Source organism: Psychrobacillus sp. 05T411, assembly GCF_056396485.1.
This window is the reverse complement of the sequence record NZ_JBFTLO010000005.1, coordinates 57,251-83,311: the sequence shown is the minus strand read 5'-3', so window position 1 is coordinate 83,311 and position 26,061 is coordinate 57,251. Positions and strand designations below refer to the sequence as shown.

Below are 26,061 nucleotides of genomic sequence, written 5' to 3'. Positions count from 1 at the left end.
AAAACGCACTAAAGAGGCTTTATGAAGCGACCACAAGGATTTTCTCCAACAGCGAAAATCTTTGTGGTCACTACTTGTTAAGCACTATTCCTATACCGCACCCACAAGGCACTCATTAACAAGACACGCCAAAAGACTAGTAATGTTTATTTATTCCATTCCAATTGAAATGAATTTTACTTCTAAAAATTCCTCAATCCCCCAAAGTCCACCTTCACGACCTAATCCACTTTCTTTAAATCCACCAAATGGGGCTTGTGCTGTAGAAGGTACACCATCATTTAGTCCAACAATTCCATATTCTAATTTCTCGGAAATATGGATTGCTTCGGAAAGTTTTTCAGAAAATACATAGGCAGCTAAACCAAATGGCGTATCATTTGCTCGTCTAATCACTTCATCTACTGTTTTATATGTTGTAATTGGGGCAAGGGGACCAAATGTTTCTTCATACATACATTCCATGTCGTCGGTTACATTAACCAAGACAGTTGGCGTTAAGAAGAAACCGTTTGAATTTGTAATTTCTTCGCCACCAGTAATAATTTTAGCGCCTTTATTCACAGCATCTGCTAACTGGGATTTCACTTTATCGACTGCATTTTGGTCAATTAAAGGTCCAATATGGATACCTTCTTCCATACCATTACCGACTTTCAGCTTCTGTACTTCATCTTTAAAAATATTAGTAAATTCTTGGTCAACACTTTCGTGAACATAAATACGATTAGCACATACGCATGTTTGACCAGCATTTCGAAACTTCGATTTAATCAAATGTTCAGCAGCTAATTTCAAATTTGCGTTTTCTGTAACGATAAAAGGCGCGTGCCCGCCAAGCTCTAATGATAATTTTTTTACATTATGGGAAGCTTGAGCCATTAACTTTTTTCCAACTTCTGTAGAACCGGTAAATGTAATTTTACGGATTCTACTATCATTCATCCATTCACCAACGATTGCACTTGAGTTACCAGTTACTAGATTAAGTACGCCTTTTGGGATACCTGCTTCATGTGCTAATTCAATTAGTTTTATTGCAGTTAACGGTGTTAAAGAAGCTGGTTTTATTACTGCTGTACATCCTGCTGCTAGTGCCGGCGCTACTTTTCGTGTAATCATTGCAGCTGGAAAATTCCATGGCGTAATAGCTGCAATCACCCCAACTGGTTGTTTTGTTACGAGTAAGCGCTTAACCACACTTGAAGACGGAAGTGTTTGACCATAAATACGTTTTCCTTCCTCTGCATACCAGGAAATAAAGCTATTTGCATAATCGACTTCACCAATTGCTTCTGCTAATGGTTTACCTTGTTCTTTCGTCATAATTTCCCCAATAATTTCCTTGTTCTGATCGACTAAATGAAACCATTTATATAATAATTCTGAACGTTGACCAGCAGTTAATGCAGACCAAAATTCCAATGCTGCAAAGGCAGCGTCCGTAGCCAATAAGGCTTCTTTTTCATTGCCGTTTGGTATGCTACCGACCGTTTCTTGTGTAGCGGGGTTTATAACGTCAATTTGATCAATGGTTGTAACTGCTTCGCCATTAATAATCATATGTCCTTTTATAGTCATTAATAGTTCCTCCTCTGAATATTTAAAATATATTGATTAATTAAGATTATAGATAGTAAAAAGAAAAAAAGTCAATGTGAAAATATTTGTAAGAATGAAATGTTAACAAGATTGACTTGTATAATATGTTATTATGGCTAACTATTAGAGATAGAAACTTATTCTACGAAGTTTATGGGGAAAGATTATTTACGTTTACTCAACAAATGAACTAAACTGTGAAACGGAGGGTAAGCTTTAAAACTAATCTATGAGGAGAATTGTTATGAAAGTCAATATTTACGATGTTGCTAAGGCAGCCAATGTCTCAATTGCTACGGTATCCAAAGTTATTAATAATACCGGTCGAATAAGCGATAAGACTAAAAAAAAGGTGAACGATATCATTAGAGAATTGGATTACAGACCAAGTTTAATTGCCTCTGCTTTAATGGGGAAAAATACTCGAACGATAGGGTTTATCCTTCCGGATTTAGCAAATCCATTCTTTTCAGAGTTGGCTAGATACATAGAAGATAAAGCCAATGAATATGATTATAATGTTGTAATTTGTAGCACAGATTATTTAAAAGAAAAAGAGGATATGTATATTTCCTTATTGATGCAAAAAAATGTGGATGGCTTTATTTTAGCTTCAGGTTTTGAACATTTTGAAACGGTTCAAAAATTAATGGATGAGAAAGTACCGGTCGTAATTGTAGCTAGAAATTATCCTGATGTACCAGTCAATTTAGTAGCCATTCATGATTATGAAGCAGGGTATCAAGCAACTTCATTTTTAATTCAACAAGGACATCAAAGAATTTCGATTATTGCTAGGGATATTTGGAGTAATAGAGAAAGGTTTAGAGGTTACTCGGATGCAATGAAAGATCATCATTTACCCATTCCATCGGAAGTTTATTATGCAAAGGAATCGACCATTCAAGCAGGAATTGATAGCTTGCACCAGATAATGCAAGAATCAAAAATAGCTCCTACAGCCATTTTTGCTTGTAATGATATGATGGCGATAGGAGCTATTAAAGCAAGTCAAAAAATGGGATTAGTTGTTCCAGATGATATATCTGTGATGGGGTTTGATGATACTCTCATAGCTCAAATCATTAATCCGGCTTTAACAACTATTGCTCAACCTAAAAAAAAGATAGCAAATGAAGCAGTGAATTTACTTATGAGTGCAATAGATGGGGATACTCAAAATCACACGATTATTCTAAAAACGGAATTAATTGAAAGGGACAGTGTAAAAAAAATTTAAAATTATAGTTGAAAATTCGGAAAAATTGATTTATATTAATTTGCAGGAAGGTTAAGCGCTTAACTTGAGTGGAGGTGATTATTATTTTAAATGGAAATGCTATTATCATCCAATCTGGAGGGCCGACAGCTGTTATAAACAGTTCTTTGGTAGGGATTGTAGAGGGAATTTTGGAATTTAATAACCCAAATATGAAAATTTTTGGAGCAAAGGGTGGATTGAAAGGGTTACTGAACAATTCTTTAGTACGTTTGGATACTTTGACAAAAGAAAAACTAAGGACAGTTAAATATACTCCCGGTGCTATGCTAGGAACATGTCGTCTGAAAATAGAGGAATTTCATCTGCATAAAATAATCGAAGTATTTGAAACGTTTAATATTACCCATTGTTTTTATATAGGTGGGAATGGATCTATGTATATTGCGGAGCAAATAAGTATCTACGCAATGGAACTAAATTATCCACTTTGTACTATCGGTGTTCCTAAATCTATAGATAATGATTTGGATAGAATTGATCACTCTCCTGGATATGCGAGTGCTGCAAAATTCTTAGTAGCATGTACGGAAGATATTACGTTGGATATCGTCAGTTATGAGTCGCCTAAAAAGGTGACGATTATGGAAACGATGGGACGTAATACAGGATGGCTGGCAGCTTCATGCTCTCTAGCGGAACAGAAGTCTTCAAATTGCAAACAATTAATATATATCCCAGAGAGCCCGTTTAGTTTGAGTAATTGTCTAGAAGCTATTGAGCATAATTATAATAATAATTATCATACTTTACTAATTGTTTCAGAGGGAATTAGAGATGAGCAGGATGAGCTCATTATATCAAAAACATTACAACTTGATAGTTTAAATAGACCAAAGTTGGGCGGGGTATCCTGGTTTTTAAAAGACGAAATTGACAACAATTTAAATATTGGAACTCGCTGTATAGACACGAGTATCTGGCAACGAAGTAGTTCTAGATACATTTCTTTAACAGATGTGAACGAAGCATACAATTTAGGGTACGAAGCATGGCAAGTAGCGCTAAATAACGGAAACAACGTAATGGTTACGCTTTCTAGATTAAATACATTAGAATATAAGGTTGTATATAGTTCCGTTCCTTTAAGTAAAGTCGTTGGAATTGAGAAAAAAGTTCCGGTACATTGGTACGACGAGCAAAAAAAGGAAATGAAAGAAGGCTTTCTAGATTATATTAACCCATTAGTTAAAGGTGATATCTTTATGCCTGAATTTGACCTAGAACAGCAGCATATCAGTATTTTATGATATTTAGTTGAGATTTGAGGTTGAGCTTATAAATGAATAGGATGTAAAAAAATTCAACGTGTAATGGAATTTATTTTTTTCCTAATTTGGTTAAGCGCTTTCTTTAGAGATAATGAGGAGGATTTATATGTCAAGTAACAGTACATTGTTAGAAGAAAAATCAAAAGCTGCTCGAAAAAGTTTATTAAAGGTTGTTCATCATGCAGGTGCTGGTCACATTGGAGGTCCACTATCTGCAATTGATGTATTAACAGCGCTTTACTTTAAAGAAATGAATGTTGAACCAAATGATCCATATAAAGTTGATCGTGATCGTTTTGTTTTGTCAAAGGGACATTCAGCTATAGGTTTATATGCTGTACTAGCAGAAAAAGGTTATCTTGATCAAAAGGAACTATATACTTTTGACTCTTTAAATTCAAGATTACAAGGTCATCCAGATATGAAAGTTTTACCTGGTATTGAAATGTCGACAGGATCTCTAGGTCAAGGTATTTCGGCAGCGGTTGGAATGGCACTAGGTGCGAAAGTACAAGATCAATCATTTAGAACTTATTGCATGATTGGTGATGGTGAGTCCCAAGAAGGGCAAGTATGGGAAGCCGCATTTATAGCCTCAAAATACGAGTTAGATAATCTTGTAGTAATTTTAGATTACAATAAACTTCAACAATTTGGTTGGGTAGGAACAAATACCGAAAGAGCTGTTCCAAATGACTTGGTAGAAGAAAAATGGGAGTCCTTTGGTTGGAATGTTATTCGAATAGATGGGCACTCATTTAAAGATATTTTGGAAGGCTTTAGACAGGCGAAGTCTGTAAAACAAAAACCGACGATACTTATTGCAGATACAGTAAAAGGTAAAGGAATTAGTTTTATGGAAAATAATTATTTATGGCATTCTAGAATTCCTACAGACGAAGAATTATCATTGGCATTAAAAGAATTAGACGAAAGTGGTGACTTATAATGCAAGCTTCTCAACTTAAAACGGCATCAATGCGTGATAGTTTTAGCGAAACACTTTATCAGCTAGCTGTAAACGATCCTAGAGTTTTTGTATTGGACGGAGATTTGGCTACTTCAACTAAAATTGAAAAGGTAGCGAAAGAATGTCCACAAAAGTTTTTACAGATGGGGATAGCAGAACAAAATATGTTAAGTGTTGCTGCCGGTCTAGCAACAACTGGACTTCAGCCATGGGCAGTTACCTTTGCTGCATTCATGTCAAAGCGTGCTTTAGATCAAATACAAGTGCAAATTGCTCAACCAAAATTAAATGTAAAAATGATTGGTGCTTATAGCGGATTGTTGACAGGGGTAACAGGAAAAACACATCAAGCGTTAGAGGATATTGCGATCTTTAGAAGTTTAGCTAATATGACGGTTTTAGCACCAGCAGATTCAGTTGAAACAGCCAAAATGATGGAATGGGCAAATCAATATGATGGACCAGTATATATTCGATTGGCTCGAGATAACTATCCTATCCTATTCGATGATTCGTACGTTTTTGAGCCAAATAAAGGAGTTGTTCTAAAAGAGGGAACGGACTTAACGATTATCTCTACTGGAACTGCGACAAGTCGCGCTATTGAAGCCGCGAAAATATTAAAAGAAAACAATATATCATCTGCGGTAGTTCATTTACCTTCAATAAAACCAATCGATCAAGAACTAATTATCGAAATGGCTGTAAAAACGAAAGCAATTGTTACTGTAGAGGAACATAGCGTTTATGGAGGTTTAGGTGGTGCGATAGCAGAAATATTAGCAGCAAATGCACCAACTCCTATTGAATTTGTAGGTGTGAAAGATCGTAATTCAGAATCTGCTAGTAATGAAGCTTTGTTGGAAAAATATGAAATTTCTACAAAATATATTGTTGAAGCGGGACAACGAATTTACTTGAGAAAAAATAGTTTGTCTAGCTGATTAATTGAAAATAAAAATTGAATTTTATAACTTCACTTATTATATGGAAGTGAAAATTTTTATCAGACATTATTTCTTTTTTACAATATTTTTCATTGGTGGATAGTCCGGTTATTTCAAAAAGTATGTGTGTAATTGTTTTTAAAATGTGCTATAAACGTTAGATTGAAGTCTAAAGAAGTTATTTTAAGACAGATTTATCTGTTTGAAGATATAATTTTTATTTCACAAAACACGGGGGGATATGGATGAAGAAATTTTTAGTTTTACTGATCGTTCTAATGGTTGGTTTTATGGCAGGTTGTAGTTCTGAAGAGGGGGAAGCTAAGGAACAGGGCAAAGGGGAAGCAGGGAATGATGGTGATCAAATAATATTAGATTTAAGTATTCCAGAACCTGAAGATGCAAAATTCGGGTTGACGGCAACGGCATTCAAAGAAGAATTAGAAACATTAACAGATGGTCAAATGACAGTAAAAATTCATGGGAACAACTCCCTTGGTGGCGAACGTGAGGTATTTGAGTTAATGGGCCTAGGTTCCGTAGATATGGCTATTCAATCTGCGGGTCCTATGGGGAATTGGGTTCCAGAATTTAATATTTTTGACTTGCCATTTCTGTTTGATAATACAGAGCATGTGTATAGTGTGTTAGATGGGACAATTGGTGACGAATTAAGTGGAAAGTTTGAAACAGCTACAAATGTAAAGATTTTAGGCTGGGTTGAAAACGGTTTCGTAGCAACTACCTCAAATAATAGCATCAATAGCGTAGAAGACGTTAAGAAAATGAAAATTCGTGTTCAAGAAAATGAAATTCAAATTGATACATGGAAAGCATATGGTGCAGAGCCAACACCGATGGCGTGGACAGAAGTTTTTACAGGGTTACAACAAGGTGTAATTGATGGACATTCGAACTCCGCAGCTACTATTAAGTCTTCTAAAATTTACGAAGTACAAGAGTATGTAGCAGAAATTGAAGATCGCTTTAGTGCAGCACCAATTTCAATAAGTACAGCAACATTCGATCGATTAACTGAAGAGCAGCAAACAGCTGTATTAAAAGCAGCAGAAGTAGCAGAAGTAAAAGGTAGAGAATTTAACAAACAAAAAGTTGAAGAGGCATTTGAATTTTTAAAATCAGAAGGAATTACAATTACATCTCCTGATAAAGAGTCATTTAAAGCTAGTGCAGAAAGTGTTTATACTAAATGGGCACCAAAGCTTGGCGAAGACCTAATAGACAAAATTCGCAATACACCTTATTAAAACGTTCTAACTTTTACCTAAGCGGGATTAAATTATTTTGATCTCGCTTATAGGTAAATCGATTTTAGTCAATGTAAAGTATTAGTTTTATTAAAAATTGAAAGCACTTACATTTATAGTATGTGATTTTTTGTGTAAATTTTTTAGTTAGTTTCATAATCCGAAACTGAATTATGAAATCGATTTAATTAGCAGTAGATGAGGTTATTTTATGAGTACATAAGGAGTGTGGTGAATTGTGGAATCCGTTTTAAGAACTTACTTACGCTTTATAGATCGATTAAACAAAGTAATGGGTTATTTATTAACTCTTTTATTAGCTGTAATGACAGCAATTATTTTCTGGCAAGTGTTTTCTCGTTTTGTTGTAGGTTCTTCTTTATCTTGGTCAGAAGAACTATCTAGGTTTTTGATGATTTTCATGATTTTAATTGGTTCTTCTATTGCTCTAAGAAAAAATGAATTAATTGCAGTAGAAATCTTATTAGAAAAAGTAGAAAATTTATCTAAAAAGGTTGTTGTTATAACTATCCATGTTATATCGATAGTATTTTTTCTCATTTTAATCAAATACGGTTCTTCTATGGCACAAAGTTTTAGTAATCAATTTGCACCAGGATTAGGTGTATCTATGAAGTATATTTATTTAGCGTTACCACTTGGTGGTGTATTGCTTCTATTAAATTCTTTAGCTTGTATAGTGGAAGAAATCATTGGGAAGGAGGGAAAATAAGTGTTAATTGCATTCTTTGTTTCATTATTTGTACTTATGTTTTTAGGAGTACCTATAGCAATATCACTAGGATTGTCAACGGTTTTGGGGATATCCCTTCATGAAACCCTTCCAATGGAAATTGTTCCTCAGAGAATTTTTGTTTCACTAAATTCATTTCCGCTAATGGCCATTCCATTCTTTATATTAGCTGGAAACATTATGGGTATTGGTAGTATGTCTAAAAGACTTGTTAATTTTGCTAGTTCTCTAGTAGGTCACTTCTCAGGTGGACTTGCTATGGTTGCTATTGTAACGTCTATGTTTTTTGCTGCAATTTCTGGATCGGGGGCTGCAACTACTGCTGCGATTGGTTCCATTTTAATACCGGCGATGATCGCTAAAGGCTACAAAATTGAGTATGCCGCAGCCAATCAAGCAGTAGCTGGTGCTTTAGGGATTATTATACCGCCGAGTATTGCTATGATTCTTTATGGCGTTGCAGCAGAGGTATCTATAGGTGACCTATTTATAGCTGGGATTGTTCCTGGGATGCTAATTACTTTTTCTTTATTAGTTAGTGCAATTATTATTGCAAAAAGAAATGGTTATGTAGGGGAAGAAAAACAGAGTTTCCCAAGTATACTAAAAGCTTTTAAAGAAGCTGTATTGGCAATCTTAATGCCACTGATTGTTTTGGGTGGAATTTACACTGGCATATTCACACCGACGGAAGCTTCGGTAGTAGCCGTTGTGTATTCACTAGTTGTAGGTATATTTATATATCGAGATATAACTCTACCACAATTAGGAAAAGTGTTAAAAGATAGTGCAGTAAATAGTTCCGTTATTATGTTAGTAATTGGTGCAGCAGGTTTGTTTGGATTTTTCATTGGTATTAATAGTGTTCCAGATATGATCTACGAATCGATTTCATCATTGGTTACAAGTAAATATGCGTTCTTATTCCTTGTTAACGTTTTATTATTCATTGCAGGTATGTTCTTAGAGGGCGGTGCCGCAATACTAATTTTAGTTCCATTATTGCTTGGTACTGCAGTTAACTTAGGAATTGATCCTGTCCATTTTGGGGTTATTATGGTGTGTAACTTAGCTATTGGATTAGTAACGCCTCCTGTTGGAATTGATTTATTTGTTGTCTCCAAGTTAACCAATATTAGTATTATGCGAATTGCCCGATATGCAATCCCACTTATTTTAATATTGATTTTAGATGTACTCATCATTACATATGTTCCGATTTTATCTACTTGGTTACCATCATTATTGGAATAAAAGTAAGGTCTTAATATTGGAAGGATGGTAGGAATGAAGAGGATGAGTACTTTTAAAAGATTAGCAGTTGTGGGTGCTGGTACGATGGGTTTGGATATTGCTAAGTTTTTCGTTGCAAAGAAATGCCAAGTTGTTTTAATAGATAAAGAGCCAGATAGTCTTGAAAGAATTGAGTTGTTTATAAAGCAAAATTGGTCAGAGGATGAATGCTCAAGATTAGTACTTCAAACTGGTCTTCAACAATTAGATGATGTATCACTTATCGTTGAAGCCATTCCTGAAAATGAACGATTAAAAATGGAATTATACAAAGAGTTAGAAGGACAATTACCTAATGAAGTTGTTATAGCAACAAATACTTCTGGAATACCAATTAATAGATTATCTAGTGAATTAGCATTTCCAAGTAGATTTGTCGGCATGCATTTTTACATGCCGGCAAATATAATACCAATTGTAGAAGTAATAAAAGGAAATCATACTTCGACCCAAGTAGTTGAAGAAATAACGGATTGGTTAAAAGCATTGGGTAAAATACCAGTTGTTATCAATAAAGACATACCAGGTTTTATTGGAAATAGACTTCAACATGCAATGGCAAGGGAAGCAATTTCGTTATTAGAAAATGATATTGCTTCTGCTGAAGATATTGACTTAGTAGCGCAATATGCTTTAGGTATACGCTTGTTATTAAACGGGCCTTTAGCACAACGAGATTTAAATGGGCTAGATATCCATCTAAATGCGGCTAGTTATTTATATGCCAAGCTAGAAAATCGAAAGGAACCATCTAAACTTCTCCAAGAAAAAGTGTCCGCCGGTGACCTCGGTATTAAAACAGGTAAAGGATTTTATGGGTGGGAACTGCCTGAAAAAGAAATTCGACAGCAAAATAATCAAGATTTAGAATCATTAGTCCAATGGCTAAAAGAGCAAGATTTGATTGAATATAAATAATCAATAGGAAAGGAAGAGTGATTTGAAACTGCACACATCTACCTTTAATAGTTTATTGGCAACGAATTTAATTTTTGGTGAGGGTTGTGTAAATAAAAACTTACCACTAATTATCCAAGAGCAGGGGCATTCAAAGATTTTTATTGCCACAGATCCAGGAATTGTGTCTTCTGGTATTTTGGATAAGGTTATTAATGTACTTGATGAACATAGTATTTCGCATGAAGTATTTTCCGATGTAGAGCCAAATCCACTGGATGCAACTGTCATGAAAGGAATGACAGCTTATATAGAAGGAAAGTGTGAACTAATTATCGCATTGGGTGGCGGAAGTGCGATGGATTTCGCTAAAGGAGTAAGTGCAGTCGTTGGTAATGGCGGACATATTTTAGATTATAGGCGAGGAAAGAGAACGTTGCAGATGAAATGTCCTACTATTATTGCAATACCAACAACTGTTGGAACAGGATCAGAAGTTACACCTGTGTCCGTTATTACCGACCCACAAGCAAAAAGAAAATATATTATCGCATCACCACATATTCTACCGCAATATGCGATGGTCGACCCAACTTTAACATATACTTTACCAGCGCATATTGTTGCTTCTACTGGTATGGACGCATTAGTTCATGCAATTGAATCTTATACTTCAAATGCAGCAAATCCTTTTTCTGAAGCTTTTTCAATACAAGCTATTAAAATGTTAGTAAAGAATCTTCCATCTAGCTATAAGGACAACGACGATCGTGAGGCACGCGCACAGGTGCATTTAGCCAGCACATTAGCTGGATTTGCCTTTAACTACGGGAAACTAGGCATAGTGCATTCCTGTTCACATCCGATGTCAGCTAGATATGGGGTTCCACATGGCATAGCAAATGCTATAATTTTGCCATATGTTTTAGAGTTTAATAAGGTAACTAATATAGAAAAGTTTGCTGAAATAGCAAGGGTTTTTGATCCTTCTCTTAATGATGTAAGTGATGAAGAGGCAGCGAATCATGTTTCAAATGTTGTTCATAGGTTCAATGCACAACTAAATATTCCTTCAACGTTTAGTCATCTAAAAATAGACTTTACGCATTCAATGATTGAAGAATTAGCAAGAGATGCAATGGATGATGTAGGAACTTTTCCGTTTAATCCAAGGAAAGCAAACTTGAATGAAGTCGTTTCAATTTATCAACAAGTATTAATTTAATATAAATATTATACAGAATGGGGTATGGATATGTATATTAATGGCGAATGGATTAAATCAAATAATCAGCTAGAAGTCCGCAATCCTTTAGACCAATCAATCGTTGGCGAAGTAGATTTAGTTGGTTCTAAGGAAACAGAGCGAGCTATTCAGGCCGCATCGGAAGCATTTCCGAAATGGGCAAAACTTACCGTAGACCAACGTTCTGAGTACTTACAAAAAGTAGTTCAGCTTTTAATCGAAAAAAAAGAACATTTAGCTGAAACAATTACCAAAGAAATGGGGAAAGCTATTGTTAATGCTAGGGCTGAAGTAGATAGTACAATTGCCTATTTTAAATGGTTTGCGGAAGAGGCTAGAAGAGTGAATGGAGAAATTATTCCCGCATCTAGTAGCAGTAAAAGAATTTCAGTTATTAAGCAACCAGTAGGTGTTGTAGCAGCTATTACTCCTTGGAATTTCCCATTATCTATGGGAGCAAGAAAGTTAGGTCCGGCACTTGCTGTAGGTTGTACAGCCATTTTACGACCATCAAGGGAAGCACCTCTTTCTTCATTAGAATTATTTAAAATATTTGACGAAGTTGGTTTTCCTAAAGGTGTAGTTAACTTGGTAAATGGTAGTTCGGATGAAATAGTTGGTACTTTGATGGACAGTAAAAAAGTACGGAAGATTACGTTTACTGGATCAACTAATGTAGGGAAAATATTGATTAGAAAATCTGCTGATACGATTAAGCGAGTATCAATGGAATTAGGCGGCCATGCACCGTTTATTGTATTTGATGATGCAGACATAGATCTAGCTGTAGATGGGGCAATTAAAAGTAAGTTTAGCTCTGCTGGACAGCAATGCGTTTGTGCAAATAGAATCTATGTTCAGGAAAGTATTTACGAAGAATTTGCTTCGAAATTCTCAGAAAAATGCCAGCAATTAATTGTTGGAAACGGACTTGATGAAAATACTAATATCGGTCCTCTAGTTAATCAAGATGCAGTAAAGAAAGTTGCAGCTCAGGTAGAGGACGCACTGAACAAAGGTGCAACTTTACTATGTGTAAATGAAAAGTTAGAAGGCTCACTTTATGAAAATGGAAGCTTTTATCCACCAACAGTTCTTGGGAACGTAACTGAAGAGATGATTATTACTTTTGAGGAAACATTTGGCCCGATTGCTCCTCTTATTAAATTTACGACTGAGGAAGAAGTTATTCAAAAGGCTAATAATATTGAGTTCGGTTTAGCGTCATATTTTTATACAAATGACCTAACGAGAAGTCATAGAGTGGCGGAGCAGCTTGAATATGGCATGGTTGGAGTTAATGATCCATATCCGTTTGTTGTACAAGCTCCATTTGGTGGAATAAAAGAAAGTGGGCTAGGACGCGAAGGTAGTAATCACGGGATAGATGATTATCTAGATTACAAGACTATTTCTTATCAACTAAGGGATTAAAGAGGACAGAGAAATTGTGGTATAAACAAATTAATCTACATATGTGGACTAAAGTTCATAGTTAAAATAAAAGCGAAGGGCTATGTAAACCCTTCGCTTTCGCTTATTTCAACCCAATATTCGCCTTAACATCCACTTCCGCATACTTTTTCAAATCTGCCCGTGCTCCAACTAAAGTGCCTACCCAGCCAGCAACAAAACCAGCCGGAACGGATATAATGGCAGGATTCGTTAATGGGAATAATGCTTCTCCCGTAAAGAATAAGGAACCATCGGCAGCCCATACGTTTGGGCTCAATAATACGAGAACGAGTGCAGTTACAAGCCCAGTAATAATCGCAGATAAAGCACCTGTTGTATTAAAGTTTTTCCAATAGATCGTATAAATGATTACTGGTAAATTAGCACTTGCTGCAATACAGAAAGCGAGAGAAACTAAGAACGCGACGTTCATTGTTTGTGCACCTAAAGCTAAAAGAATAGAGACTACAGAAACTCCAACCGAAGCAAGGCGAGCTGCATTCATTTGTTCTTTTTCAGTTACTTTACCTTTTTTGATAATTTGCCCATACAAATCATGTGCAAATGCAGAAGCACCTGATAACACTAGTCCAGCTACAACAGCTAGGATTGTAGCAAATGCAACGGCCGAAACGAATGACATAAGCAAGTCTCCACCTAAAGCTTGTGCAAGGAGAGGCGCTGCCATATTACCGGCAGGATTTGCTGCAATAATTGTTTCGGAGCCTACGAATGCAGCTGCACCAAATCCAAGGAAAATAGTTAGTATATAGAATGCTCCAACAATCCATGTTGCAAACACAACAGAACTTCGAGCGGTCTTTGCATCTTTTACCGTAAAGAAACGCATTAAAATATGAGGTAAACCAGCAGTACCTAATACTAATGCAATCATCATGGAGATTGTATCCAACCCATTTGTATATTTTACACCAGGATGTAAGTATGCTTCACCATGGGCTGTTGCAGATTTCATTTCTGTAAACATACCAAAAATATTAAAGTTGAATTTCCACAATACAAGGAATGAGATAATGACAGTACCAACCATTAATAAAACGGCTTTAATAATTTGTACCCAACTAGTGGCAGCCATTCCACCCCATAGTACGTAGATGGTCATCATAATACCAACAAGTAAAACGGCGATCCAATAATCGATTCCTAATAAAAGTTGAATAAGTGCGCCTGCACCAACAAGCTGTGCAATCATATAAAATAAAACAATTGTTAATGTACTAACAGCGGCAGCAGCACGAATCTTCTTTTGGTCAAAACGGGCCATAATCATATCAGCTAACGTATAGCGACCTAAGTTTCGAAGTGGCTCTGCAACAATATATAACACAACTAAGTAAGCTACTAAATAACCAATACTATAAAAGAATCCATCGAACCCAAAAAGTGCAATAGCTCCGGCTATTCCCAAGAATGATGCAGCCGATAAATAGTCTCCCGCAATAGCAATTCCGTTTTGCCAACCGGATAAACCACCGCCGGCTGTATAAAACTCACTTGCAGAATTTGTTCGTTTAGAAGCGAGATATGTTACGAATAATGTTAGTGCGACAATTCCTACAAAGAACGATAATCCTATTGCATTCATTCATAGCCACCAGCCTTTTCCTTTTCAAAAATCTCATCTGCATCTCGGTCAAATCCATTTGCCTTGCGGACGTAAATCATACATAATGTCCATGTCATAATGAATAATGCGATGGAGTATACCCATACCCACGCCACATCCCCAAATGCGTTTGTATTTAATATCGTAGTATAAGAAGTCAAAATTGGTAACGTGATATAGCATAATAGAAAAAAGATTGCGATTGGTAAAATAAATTTTCTTTTTTTCGTTTTTAATGATTTGAACTCTGGGCTTTCTGCAATTGCTGCATAATTCGGTGCTGGAAAAGTTTTATCCTTCTGAGTAGCCGTCGGACTGAAATCGCTTTCCAGTTTTTTTGCCATTTTTCATTCCCCCTATAAAGTGAAAGTTATTTCTGAATATTCTGTTCTGTGATGTAAATTAATGATATTAAAATATTAATAGGATAGCAACTAAAAATTCACAAAATGTACAAATTTAATATTATTCTACTAATAGCTAGTTGAGTAAGGTGTTTAGGTTCATTCGTTTTCACTGTATTGTCAGTTCTTTTTTGCTCATTTAGGGGTATAATAAAAGTAATGCAGAGTACCCGATTTTTTATAAATCGAGATGGGTACTCTTTTGTTTTGTTAATCACTCAACCTTATAGAAAGGGGGCATGTACATGAGACAAGTGTCAATCCCAGTAACAACAATGCGCTGTAATCTAGTGGTGACGAATAAAGCACGCAGTGGAATCCAGGAATGGGCAGCTGATGAACATGCCTTTTTTAGAATGCAACCATCATTTAAAGTGCATATAGAAAAACGTACAGTAAATGCCCATGGAAATACGCCAGTTTCACTTTACTTCGATAATGTTTCGAACGATGCTTTAACTGAAAAAATAGAAGGTCGGGTAGGAGTTATGGAGTGTGTACTGCAAAACGACGGATTACTAGCAACTGGCTTTTATGTACGGGGGACAAGAGTTCCGGTAAAGACAAATAGACGTCTTTCTGTGGATTTGCAATTTGTTACTGCTCGTAATAATGGAGCAGGAATGCCGATTCAATTACACACTAGCATACGAGAATTACCCGTAGCAGAAGAAAGATCAGAGTATGTGAAAAAAAGAATTTCTAGTTGGGAAGGCTATTTGAAAATACAAGAACGAAACGCCGATATTGCGGACATAAGGGCAGCCTGTTCCAAATTTGTATTCAATGAAGACTTCACTAGACTAACGCTCATCGGGAGTAATGTGAAAGAAAATGAGTGGAATAAATTAAAAGGACTTAGCACCTCCATAAAAGGGTTTCAAAATGATATAGGAGAAGTGTTAAAAGTAGATCGTGTAAAGAAAACAATAGAGATTGAGCTGAAACCTAGATTTCAAGAAATGGCAAGACGAAATCAGTGGCACCCCAAATGGAAGGAAGCGGTGTTTAGCAACTTTTCCACATTGAGCCAAATCCGAAGACTTCGAAAAGGATTTGAAGATTTACAAAACGGTCTTGCTGCAAATGCTAATTTAGAGACAATTCTATTTGAAAAACGTCCAACCATACAAGTAGCAACTAAGCAAAAGAAACTAGAATTTCATAATCAGTTAAATGAGTTTCAACAAGAAGCAGTGATTGGTGCAATGTCTGCAGAGGATTTATATGTCATCCAAGGTCCACCGGGAACAGGGAAAACTACCGTTATTTCTGAAATTTGCCAGCAAAATGCAAAAGCAGGACTTAGAACGCTAGTCGCCTCCCAATCAAATCTTGCCGTTGATAATGCACTAAGTCGACTACTTTCCAATAAGGACATCCGCATATTACGGTTTGGCCGAACGGAAAGCATTGAAGAAGAAGGAAAAAGATTTATCGAAGAAAATGTTGGTGGGTATTGGAAAGACCAAACATTGAAAGCTTTGCAAGAAGAAATTAGTAGCCATCCAATAAAAGAGAAACAATTAATAGACGAAATCACCCTTTATAAGGAACAAACCGTAACCCTTGGACAGCAAGTAGAACTGCTAAAAGAGAAAATAGAACGAAAACAACTGGCTAAAATGGAATTCGAAGAAAGAATGAAGGAAATTAAAGAGCTGAAAAAACGTTTAATTCTACTAAAAAAAAACCGGGATGAACTAGAAAAAAATTATGCCCATTTGAAACAAATAACCGATGAATGCTCAAACGACATCGAACAGATGGAACAATTCAGCAAGGCTAATCCTACAATGGAAGAGTTACAAGAAAAGATAGAACAGCTTCGATTAGAAATAGACCAAACAAACAAACTAATAATCTACCAACATGCACTACAAGACAGTAGGAATGTAGAGGGGTTATTAATAGAAACGAGAAACGCATATCAAGATGCACAATCTAAAGCTAGTCGTTTGGAGCAATTTTCAAGTGAACTACATTCCATTTCTAAAATCGATTTGCTCAAAACTCGTATGAGCGACTTTGAAATCACTCCTTCCTATATGTTAGAGAAGCAAATAACTAATTTGGACAACCTAATTGAAACCATCATCTCTTTTGCTGAATGGGACGAGTTAAATAAACGACTACTATCTGCTATTGGATACATAGAAGGTTTATTAAAAAAGAATCATGTATCGCTTGAGACTGTAAAAAGCCATGTAAATAGTAGTGGAGTAATATTTGACTCAACGTATTCTGTGAAAGAAATTCATCAGTTCATTGACAGTATGAAACGCCTGTTAACATCAGGATCAGCTAATATCGAGCGGTTAGAGGTCTATTTAGAAGGCTTAAATGTAAGAAAGAAATTCGTTTGGAAACAAGGAGCCATCTTACAAAAAGCTAAATCTGATTCGGCGAACTTATTCATTTCGATTAAAGCAGAACTTTTGGAACAGGTAAATCAAGATAAACAAATGGCCCAACAATTGCAGAGTGAATGGAAAAACAAAGGAATTCTCCAAAATGATGAACTGCAACAATTGCAAAGAAAAGTGGCCGAACTACACAGCCAAATAGGCACTTTAAATAATACTTCCGATTTACAACAGTTAAAATTACAATTGGAAGAAAAAGAAAACGCCATTATAAAATGCAATAAAATTAAAGACACACTTGCACAAAATACTGCTCAACATGAAGTGAAAAAGAACGAACTCAAAGTTTCAAGCGAACGGCTAGAGGAAGTCTTAAAGCAACTAGAACAGAATAAGCAAGAAACGAAACAAGTGAATTCGGAAGGAATAGAGCAAGAAAAACAATTAAAATCATTAGAAGAGTTGTTACGACAAAACCCTGAAGAAGCACGTGAAAAAGCCTTAGTAGAAATTGCTGAATTGGAAGAAAAGATAAGGACTACACAGCAAGCGAAAGATCGTCTACCAATAGACCAGTCACTTCAAAGGGAATGGTTTACACTGCTTTCAGAAGCAAATGACCATGACTTAGATGAGATACGAAAACTGTATGTACGTCATGCAAATGTTATTGGAACAACATGTGTAGCATCTGCTCGGAAAGAGTTTATGGACAATTATCCTACTTTTGATGTTGTTATTATCGATGAAGTATCAAAAGCGACACCACCAGAGCTATTACTCCCAATGTTAAAAGGAAAGAAAATCATTTTAGTGGGAGATCACCATCAACTACCTCCACTTGTTGGAGAAGATACATTGGAAGAAACACTTCAAGCTATTTTAGAGGAAAGTGACAGCTTTGAAGAAAAAGATGAATTGAAGAAGCTTTTGAAAGAGTCCTTGTTTGAACGACTATTTAAAAACTTACCARAGACAAATAAAACAATGCTAGCTATTCAATATCGAATGCATGCCAACATTATGGAAACCATTACCCCATTTTATGAGGAAGAAAATTATCGCCTGCAATGTGGTTTAGTAGACTCGGATGCAATGCGTGATCATTCACTTGATTCGCATTATGTAAAACGGCAAGATCATCTGTTATGGCTAGATATGCCAAACGAAAAGCAGTATTTTGAAGAACGAATGAAAAATGGGAAAAGCCGTTTTAACCAGGCTGAGCTCGATGCGATAAAAGATGTTTTAATGGACTTAAATCGAGCGACTGAGATTGCTAAAAACGAAGGCAGACTTGCAAAAGACGAAAGTAAAAGTATTGGGGTTATTAGTTTTTACGGAGAACAAGTAAAACGAATTGACCGTTTAATACAACAAGAAACAAACTTTCAACATTTAAACTTCCGAACAGGAACAGTAGATAAGTTCCAGGGAATGGAAATGGATGTCATCATCTTAAGTATGGTCCGCAACAATCAAGACAAGAGTGGCGATATCGGATTTGCCAATGACTATAGACGACTGAATGTAGCGCTATCCCGAGCGAGAGAATTGCTCGTATTAGTCGGAAGTGCAAATATGTTCACTACACGTGCCAAGCAAAAAGATTCTAGAGATATGTATAGTCGATTGCTTCATACCGTCAAAAAACAGAATGGTTACCGAGACCAGCGTGGCCAAAAGAAAAAGTAGTATAGAGGGTATATATCATATGCAAAACTTAGAGAAACGCTTAAAAAATGAACTACAACAAAACAATAAAATAAAAATCTTGCATTCATCTAGATGGAGTTTGCCGATTCATTCTATAGAAGTTGCCTACAAGCCTGTGAAAAGGACCAAAATGGATGTCCTCATGAAAATGATGCTCATTGCATTTCAAAAAGCAGAAATCACAGAAGCAGCGCAATTAAGTGAGCTATTACTTGTAGAGCAACTTTTCGTAGAGGATTTAATCAATATTATGGGCAGAACTCGTTTAATAGAGAAAAAAGATGGTTTATTTGCTTTAACATCTAAGGGAAATCAACAGCTTGAAGATGGAATTTTTGAAGAGGAACAAGAAATGGTTTCACAGATTGTTCTATACAGTACTAGTCACCAAGCGTTTTTATCCGGGGATATTAAACCTGCCATGAACGGAGAGGCCGAGCTTCCTACTTTTCGATATGTAAAAGAAGGCTATTTGGATGAAGAACTTTATTTTGAGAATGAGCAAGTGATCGATGCACTTCAAACTAAGGGTGTAGAAACGGCTGAAGGGGATGAACAAGTAGTTATATCCGAGATTCAGTCGACGACAGATCTGTATGTCGATGATATTCCATGTTTTGAGTTTATTCTTCATAATAAAGAGGAGAATATTTTCTATGCCCGTGTTTGGAATACATTACTTGAAAGATGGGATGAAGTATTGGAAAACATGTTGAATGAAAAAGAGCGTTTGAAGTGGAGAGAAAAATATTCGTCATAAATGAATGCGCAGGTAGAAAATAGGCCATTTTCTACCTGCGTTTTTATTTAATCTAAAGAAGTATTTTCTTTGTAATACTCTTCAATCGGCACAAAGAGACCGACTCTTCCATGCTCTTTATGGTCCATGGTGGCAAATACGACGCCAATTACTTGACCCTTATTATCTAAGACAGGGCTGCCACTATTTCCTCGATAAACCGGTGCTTCCATCATCATAACAGGTACATCCCAATCACTAAGCTGATAGTAATCAATAATTTTACCTTCGTTTGCAATGCCAGTGAAGCTCAAAGGATTCCCGATAAACGTAATAGGATTCCCTACCTCATAAGTTGGCTGTTGAGCAAGGTCAAGATGAGGCAACTTTTCTCCATCAATTTCTAGTACAGCAATGTCTATTGAAGGATATGTATGGACAACATTTGCTTTAAAACGACCGTCCTCTGGGAAACCAACAGTTACAGTATCATTTCCTTCGATGACATGGTAATTTGTTAAAATTGTCCCGCCGCTAGCTATTGAAAATCCGGTTCCTTTGCTATCATCCGTTAATACGATGACAACTGACTTTTTATATAGTGCAATATCCTCTTGGGCTGATAATCTTGCAGAAGTTTTTATAAATTCAATTGCTGGGATGGAATATATTTGAAAGATCACTGCAAATGTATTGACGAATAAAACATTGGCCATTATCCAAAAAATCCATCTAGGAAAGCGATGTCTCGGTTTAGGATTGTTCTTATTTTGTGCTTCCTTAGCCAGTGCTTCTTGTTGTGCCTCTAACACAAATTGGAGGAATTCTTCATTTACTATTTCCTCATTAAGATCTTCGTCTTCCTGTTTAATCTCTTGTTTTTTTTCATACGGATGCATGTACTCACCTCTAAATTTAAAAACATATCATTAGATGTATTATACACAAATGAGAAAGACCTAGGTTAAGCGTGGTTTATTATTTGTCTGGTGATAATTATTCATTTTCATGTCTTTCACGTAAATTACCTAGCTCGTTAATAATTCCCTTTATCAAAACACGATCAATTAGTAATAGTAAAAAGTACATAGTATTAATTGGTTTTGAAGTTTAAAGTCGCTATCTAGTTCATGAATATAACAAATAAATAGTCTTAAAAGAACGTTATACTAAACGAAAGTCGGATAGACTAATTACCCTTTTTCAGTTTGGTAGGCCTAAATAATTATTTTTCAAAAAAGTTACAAAAATGAGCCAGCTTAACATAAAGCTGAATTTCTTTATGAAACCAGTTATACCAATAATTCTATGCAATTTATACTTATCCCGGTTATTTGATTTTATAGACCTTATACCTACTCATTAAAAGTTGTAAAATAGTAATTAACTATTAATTTTGAAAATTCAGGTATAATTCGACATGACTAGACAAAATTTGGATATCAACTCCTCTATACTTGTAATCACAACTAGAGATCCATGAATGACACCATTGATTCTGTTTACCTAAATGACTATTTGGGAAAGGAGGCGAAGGTGTTTTTGTATGGCTTTTTTTAAGCGTTCCAAAAAAAGGCTATCAGATTTTCGCTAGGTACTAAAATCGTTGGAAAATTCAAAGGAGGAAAGAAGATGGGGAGGAAAAGTAGTTCAAACAAAGCACTAAGTATTGCGGCTAGTTTACTAATGACGTTTACGCTAGTTGCACCCAATGTTGTTAGTGCAGAAACAACGAATAAGCTTCACCAATCTTTCAGAGAAGCTAGCTCACAAACAATTTCTGTGACTGAAAAGTTGAGTAGCCGATTACTGGAAAATTTCAAAGAAGATGAAAAGGTAACATTCCTTATCAAATTCAAAGAAAAAACGGATGCAGAAGCGATAGCAGCTGAAGCTCGCAAAAGTGCAGAAGATGCAAATTTATCTGCGCACAATACGAAGCTCATTCAGCGCTCTGCTGTTGTATCCGAATTAAAGACAACTTCTCTTGAATCACAACAATCAGTAAAGCAATTCTTAGAACTGGAAGCGGCTAAAGGGAATGCTAAAGACATAACATCGTATTACATCGTAAATGGGATGGCTGTAACGGCAACGAAAGAGGTTGCTGAAAAAATCGCTACGTTCCCTGAGGTCGAAAAGGTTTTACCGAATGAAACCCGTCAATTATTTACGACGAAAACAGAAAATGCCGTTGTTCCTAAAGCGGAAATAGCAAATATTGAGTGGAATGTGGAGCGTGTTAAAGCACCAGATGTCTGGGCAATGGGCGTTGACGGAACGGGAACAGTTGTAGCAAGCATTGATACTGGTGTCCAGTGGGATCACCCAGCTTTAAAAGAAAAATATAGAGGCTACAATAAAGCGACTGGACAAGTTACCCACGATTTTAACTGGTTTGATGCGACAGCTGGACGGGCTACTCCATATGATGATATTGATCACGGAACGCATGTAACAGGAACGATGGTTGGTAGCGAACCAAATGATACGAACCAAATTGGTGTTGCTCCTGGTGCTAAATATATTGCAGTAAAAGCATTCTCGGCAAACGGTGGGACAGACGCTGACTTACTAGAAGCGGCACAATGGATTTTAGCACCGACAGACGCAAACGGAAATGCACGCGTCGACATGGCCCCGGATGTTGTGAATAACTCTTGGGGAGGCGGTCCTGGTCTTGATGAGTGGTACCGTGAAGTTGTAATAAATTGGCGTGCGGCAGAAATTTTCCCTGAGTTCTCTGCTGGAAACACAACGCTTACTAACCCTGGTGGAGCAGGATCGGTTGCAGCACCTGCAAATTATCCTGAGTCATTTGCAACTGGTGCAACTGACATCAATAACAAAGTGGGAAGTTTCTCACTCCGCGGCCCTTCACCATACGCTGAAACTAAGCCAGATATCTCAGCACCAGGCGTGAACATTCGTTCATCCGTACCGGGTGGTAATTATGAAGGTGGTTGGAACGGTACATCTATGGCAGGTCCTGCTGTATCAGGCGTGGCAGCACTTCTTCGCCAAGTGAACGCAAATTTGACAGTTGATGAAATGGAAGAAATTCTTCTTAATACAGCAAATCCGTTGACTGACACGCAGTATCCAACAACTCCTAATCATGGCTATGGATACGGATTAGTTGATGCTTATGAAGCGGTATCTTCTATCGCTACTGGACTTGGGACACTAAAAGGTCAAGTAACGCAACAAGGCGACGATAACGAAGCGCCGGTATATGAACATTCGGCACCTAGTGAAACGTATGCAGGAATGGATTTAGAATTGACAGTTGCAGTTAGTGATAATATCAGTGTTTCATCAGTCGTATTAAATTATAAAGATGCAAATGGTGCTTGGCATGCAATCGAAGCCGGACATAAATCTGGTGATTATAAATCTGGAGAGTACGGCGTAGTAATTCCAGGTGACATCATCACGGGTGACGCATTTACGTACAAATGGACAATCAATGATTTCGGAAATAACGAAGTAAATAGTGAAGAATACGTTGTAGAAGTGAAGCCAGGAATTTCAGTTGGCTACTCAGAAGACTTTGAAGCACAACCTGTTGGCTGGCATTCTTTTGGGGATGCAAACAGCTGGGAATGGGGCGTACCAACATCAGGTCCTGGAAATGCTGCATCTGGTGAAAAAGTGTATGCTACAAACTTAGCGGGCAATTATGATAGCAGAATGAATGCTACATTAGTAATGCCTCCAGTTGATTTGCCGGAAGGGAACTCCTATTTACAGTTCAAACAATGGCATAACTTTGAGCAATCTTCAACCGGAAGAGCTTGGGATTATGGTCATGTGTTCGTTTCAACTGATCAAGTAGAGTGGACACAATTACTGATGATTCAAGGTGCATCAAATGGTTGGATCGATGCGGAAGTGGATCTATCAGCATATGCTGGTCAACGTATCTATATCGGTTTTAACGCCTTTTCTGATGGAAGCGTTGTAAGAGAAGGATGGTATATCGATGACGTTGGACTTGCTGATGTTTCACAAACAGGCAAAGTTGCTAAAGGAAAAAATAACAACAATGTAGATAATGGAACTAATAAGGTTGAAAAAATTAATATCGGAAATGGCCAAGATAAACTGGCTAAAAAAGAAGATATTGATCCAACGACAATCCGTCCTGTATTACCAGTTAAAGAAGCACCACCAGTAGTAGAAAAAACTGCGAATCCTACACTTTTACCATTAGGTGCTCAAGTGAGTGTGCTTGAATCAGGACGTTCGGTTTATACAAACCCTGCTGACGGTTCTTATTCACTGACTCATGGTGCAGGAACATTCACAGTAAAGGCGGAAGCATATGGATTTACCTCTGAAGAGCAATCCGTTTCCATTGAAGCAGATGGAACATCAACTGCGAATTTCACTTTAGATGAAGTTGCACAAAATGCAGTGAGTGGTGTAATTACTGATCAATCGACAGGTGAAGGGATAGGGGGAGCAACCCTTTTACTCGTGGAAGATGCGAATGTCACACCAGTTGAAACAGACGCGGCGGGTAATTATTCACTTACTGCATATGAAGGTGATTACACACTAAAGGTAATTGCACGTGGCTATCATAGCCAAGAAGTGGATATTACAATTGGTTCAGAAGCAATCACACAAAATATTGCGCTTGAGCCATTTTACACATATCCAGGTGGAGAAATCGGTTACGACGATGGTACTGCTGAAAATGCACGTGCTTTCAACGCTGCTGGCAATGCCTGGGCAGTAAAAATGTCACTACCTGAAGGGAAAGAAAATGGTATTGTAACGGATGGCGTATTCCGTTTTTGGGATACTGAATGGCCGGTACCTGGTGGAACAGCGTTTGCTGTAGAAGTGTGGGATGCAACAGGAACTGACGGGACTCCAGGTAAGAAGCTTGCTGGTCCAATCGATGCAACAGCACTGCGTAATGGTGAGTGGACGGTTGTAGATTTAACCGATCACAATATTATTGTAAACGGTGATTTCTTCATGGTATACCGCCAAACGTTTGCAAATCCAAACACTCCAGGCCTTGCAACAGATGAGAACGGGACAAACGCAGGTAGAAGTTACCAAGGGGTTTCTGGTGCTTGGTCACCATCACCAGTAGCTGAAGGGAACTACATGATTCGTGCTCGTGTGAGTTATGAAGTTCATGGTCCGGTTATTACTACACCGGCAGCGAATACTGTAACAAGTGAAAAATCGATTACAGTAGAAGGAACTGCATCACCGACAACTACGATTGAGTTGAAACAAAACGGTGAAATTGCAGGTTCAGTTATTGTAGGAGAAGATGGTAAATTTGCAATTCCAACTGAATTAACAGAAGGATTAAATGAATTTACAGCGGTTTCCATTCTTGATGGTCGTGTAACAGGCGAATCTACTCCTATTAGCGTTATACTAGACACATTGAAACCTAAACTTACAATCGACAGCCCCAAAGATGGAGAAAAAACAAATCGTGAATCAGTAACGGTTGAAGGAACTATAGTGGATGTAAACCTTGACACTGTAAAAGTTAATGGACAGAATGCGGCAGTAGTTGATGGCAAGTACTCTAAACGTGTTCTTCTGGAAAACGGCGCAAATGAAATTAAAGTGGTCGCTAAAGATAAAGCAAACAATAGTGTATCCCAAAAAGTCACGGTAACAGCACAATATGATGCACCTGCTATTGAAAATCTAATACCGGCTGAAGACTTATATTTAGCAACGGGTAAAAGCGTAAAAATTGAATTTGATAGTGCACCTGGATTGAAAGCGACATTCGTTATTCATATGCCGCTAACAAATCTAGGTGGTCAAGTTCAAAATGCGACTGAATTACCAATGATGGAACAAGCAGATGGACATTACGTTGGGTATTGGACTGTACCAGCTGAAACCGTAGCGAATGGAGCAGTTCTCGAAGTTAAAGTGGTAGATAGCTTTAATAACGAGACGCGCCAAAAAGCTGCAGGTAAACTGTACATCAATGTAGCTGCACCATCAGAACAACCATCAGTCGAAGAAATTCCGGAAACACCAGAAACATCCGAAAAGTTATCTGTAGAAAAACCTGTAGAATCAAATTAAAGTGAGATGAATTAGATGCTAAAGAGAATATATCTCTTTGGCATCTTTTTTTGTATGGAATGAGCATACAACATAAACTTTATAAAATATGATTAAAACGTACGTTTACCCGCATATGATAGTTAATAATGAATGTAAATGGG

General features: G+C 36.9%; 17 protein-coding genes. 13 read left to right on the top strand and 4 right to left on the bottom strand.

Annotated elements, in window-relative coordinates:
• Positions 1-150: 150 nt before the first annotated feature.
• Positions 151-1,581: an NAD-dependent succinate-semialdehyde dehydrogenase gene (locus AC1DFT_RS05335; protein WP_477918156.1), complete on the bottom strand. Its 1,431-nt coding sequence runs from the start codon at positions 1,579-1,581 to the stop codon at positions 151-153.
• A gap of 265 nt (positions 1,582-1,846) precedes the next feature.
• Here AC1DFT_RS05335 and AC1DFT_RS05330 point away from each other — a divergent pair, with 265 nt between their 5' ends.
• The 10 genes from AC1DFT_RS05330 (at position 1,847) to AC1DFT_RS05285 (ending at position 12,961) form a co-directional block, all read left to right on the top strand.
• Positions 1,847-2,842: a LacI family DNA-binding transcriptional regulator gene (locus AC1DFT_RS05330; protein ID WP_477918155.1), complete on the top strand. Its 996-nt coding sequence runs from the start codon at positions 1,847-1,849 to the stop codon at positions 2,840-2,842.
• A 74-nt stretch (positions 2,843-2,916) separates the two neighbouring features.
• Complete coding sequence (locus tag AC1DFT_RS05325; protein ID WP_477918154.1) at positions 2,917-4,131, top strand: diphosphate--fructose-6-phosphate 1-phosphotransferase; 1,215 nt, start codon at positions 2,917-2,919, stop codon at positions 4,129-4,131.
• 127 nt (positions 4,132-4,258) lie between these two features.
• The gene (locus AC1DFT_RS05320; RefSeq protein WP_477918153.1) at positions 4,259-5,101 is read left to right on the top strand and encodes a transketolase; all 843 of its coding nucleotides are present in this window, start codon (positions 4,259-4,261) and stop codon (positions 5,099-5,101) included.
• Complete coding sequence (locus tag AC1DFT_RS05315) at positions 5,101-6,066, top strand: transketolase family protein (RefSeq protein ID WP_477918152.1); 966 nt, start codon at positions 5,101-5,103, stop codon at positions 6,064-6,066. Before AC1DFT_RS05320 ends, AC1DFT_RS05315 begins: the two co-directional genes overlap by 1 nt.
• 248 nt (positions 6,067-6,314) lie before the next feature.
• Positions 6,315-7,337, top strand: a complete 1,023-nt coding sequence (dctP, locus tag AC1DFT_RS05310; RefSeq protein WP_477918151.1) for a TRAP transporter substrate-binding protein DctP — start codon at positions 6,315-6,317, stop codon at positions 7,335-7,337.
• A 238-nt stretch (positions 7,338-7,575) separates the two neighbouring features.
• Positions 7,576-8,070 carry a TRAP transporter small permease gene (locus tag AC1DFT_RS05305; RefSeq protein ID WP_477918150.1) on the top strand — a complete coding sequence of 165 codons (495 nt, stop codon included), beginning with the start codon at positions 7,576-7,578 and terminating at the stop codon, positions 8,068-8,070.
• Positions 8,071-9,345 (top strand): TRAP transporter large permease, encoded by a 1,275-nt coding sequence (locus tag AC1DFT_RS05300; RefSeq protein ID WP_477918149.1) that lies wholly within the window; start codon positions 8,071-8,073, stop codon positions 9,343-9,345. It begins immediately after the preceding gene.
• A 42-nt stretch (positions 9,346-9,387) separates the two neighbouring features.
• Positions 9,388-10,302, top strand: coding sequence for a 3-hydroxyacyl-CoA dehydrogenase NAD-binding domain-containing protein (locus AC1DFT_RS05295; protein WP_477918148.1), 915 nt, complete (start codon positions 9,388-9,390; stop codon positions 10,300-10,302).
• A gap of 22 nt (positions 10,303-10,324) precedes the next feature.
• Complete coding sequence (locus tag AC1DFT_RS05290) at positions 10,325-11,506, top strand: iron-containing alcohol dehydrogenase family protein (protein ID WP_477918147.1); 1,182 nt, start codon at positions 10,325-10,327, stop codon at positions 11,504-11,506.
• A gap of 30 nt (positions 11,507-11,536) precedes the next feature.
• On the top strand, positions 11,537-12,961 hold the full coding sequence (locus AC1DFT_RS05285) for an NAD-dependent succinate-semialdehyde dehydrogenase (protein WP_477918146.1): 1,425 nt from the start codon (positions 11,537-11,539) through the stop codon (positions 12,959-12,961).
• 103 nt (positions 12,962-13,064) lie between these two features.
• Here AC1DFT_RS05285 and AC1DFT_RS05280 read toward each other — a convergent pair whose 3' ends face one another.
• The gene (locus tag AC1DFT_RS05280; protein ID WP_477918145.1) at positions 13,065-14,588 is read right to left on the bottom strand and encodes a solute symporter family protein; all 1,524 of its coding nucleotides are present in this window, start codon (positions 14,586-14,588) and stop codon (positions 13,065-13,067) included.
• Positions 14,585-14,953, bottom strand: a complete 369-nt coding sequence (locus tag AC1DFT_RS05275) for a DUF485 domain-containing protein (RefSeq protein ID WP_477918144.1) — start codon at positions 14,951-14,953, stop codon at positions 14,585-14,587. Before AC1DFT_RS05275 ends, AC1DFT_RS05280 begins: the two co-directional genes overlap by 4 nt.
• Positions 14,954-15,258: 305 nt before the next feature.
• Between AC1DFT_RS05275 and AC1DFT_RS05270 the strand changes: the two genes are divergently transcribed.
• Positions 15,259-19,074, top strand: a complete 3,816-nt coding sequence (locus AC1DFT_RS05270) for an AAA domain-containing protein (protein WP_477918143.1) — start codon at positions 15,259-15,261, stop codon at positions 19,072-19,074.
• Between the two features lie 19 nt (positions 19,075-19,093).
• On the top strand, positions 19,094-19,855 hold the full coding sequence (locus tag AC1DFT_RS05265; protein ID WP_477918142.1) for a hypothetical protein: 762 nt from the start codon (positions 19,094-19,096) through the stop codon (positions 19,853-19,855).
• A 47-nt stretch (positions 19,856-19,902) separates the two neighbouring features.
• On the opposite strand, the gene AC1DFT_RS05260 is transcribed toward AC1DFT_RS05265, so the two are convergent.
• Positions 19,903-20,733 carry a S1C family serine protease gene (locus AC1DFT_RS05260; protein WP_477918141.1) on the bottom strand — a complete coding sequence of 277 codons (831 nt, stop codon included), beginning with the start codon at positions 20,731-20,733 and terminating at the stop codon, positions 19,903-19,905.
• A 733-nt stretch (positions 20,734-21,466) separates the two neighbouring features.
• On the opposite strand from AC1DFT_RS05260, the gene AC1DFT_RS05255 reads away from it, so the two are divergent.
• Entirely contained in the window at positions 21,467-25,918 is a 4,452-nt protein-coding gene (locus tag AC1DFT_RS05255; protein ID WP_477918140.1) for a S8 family serine peptidase, read from the top strand.
• Positions 25,919-26,061 lie beyond the last annotated feature (143 nt).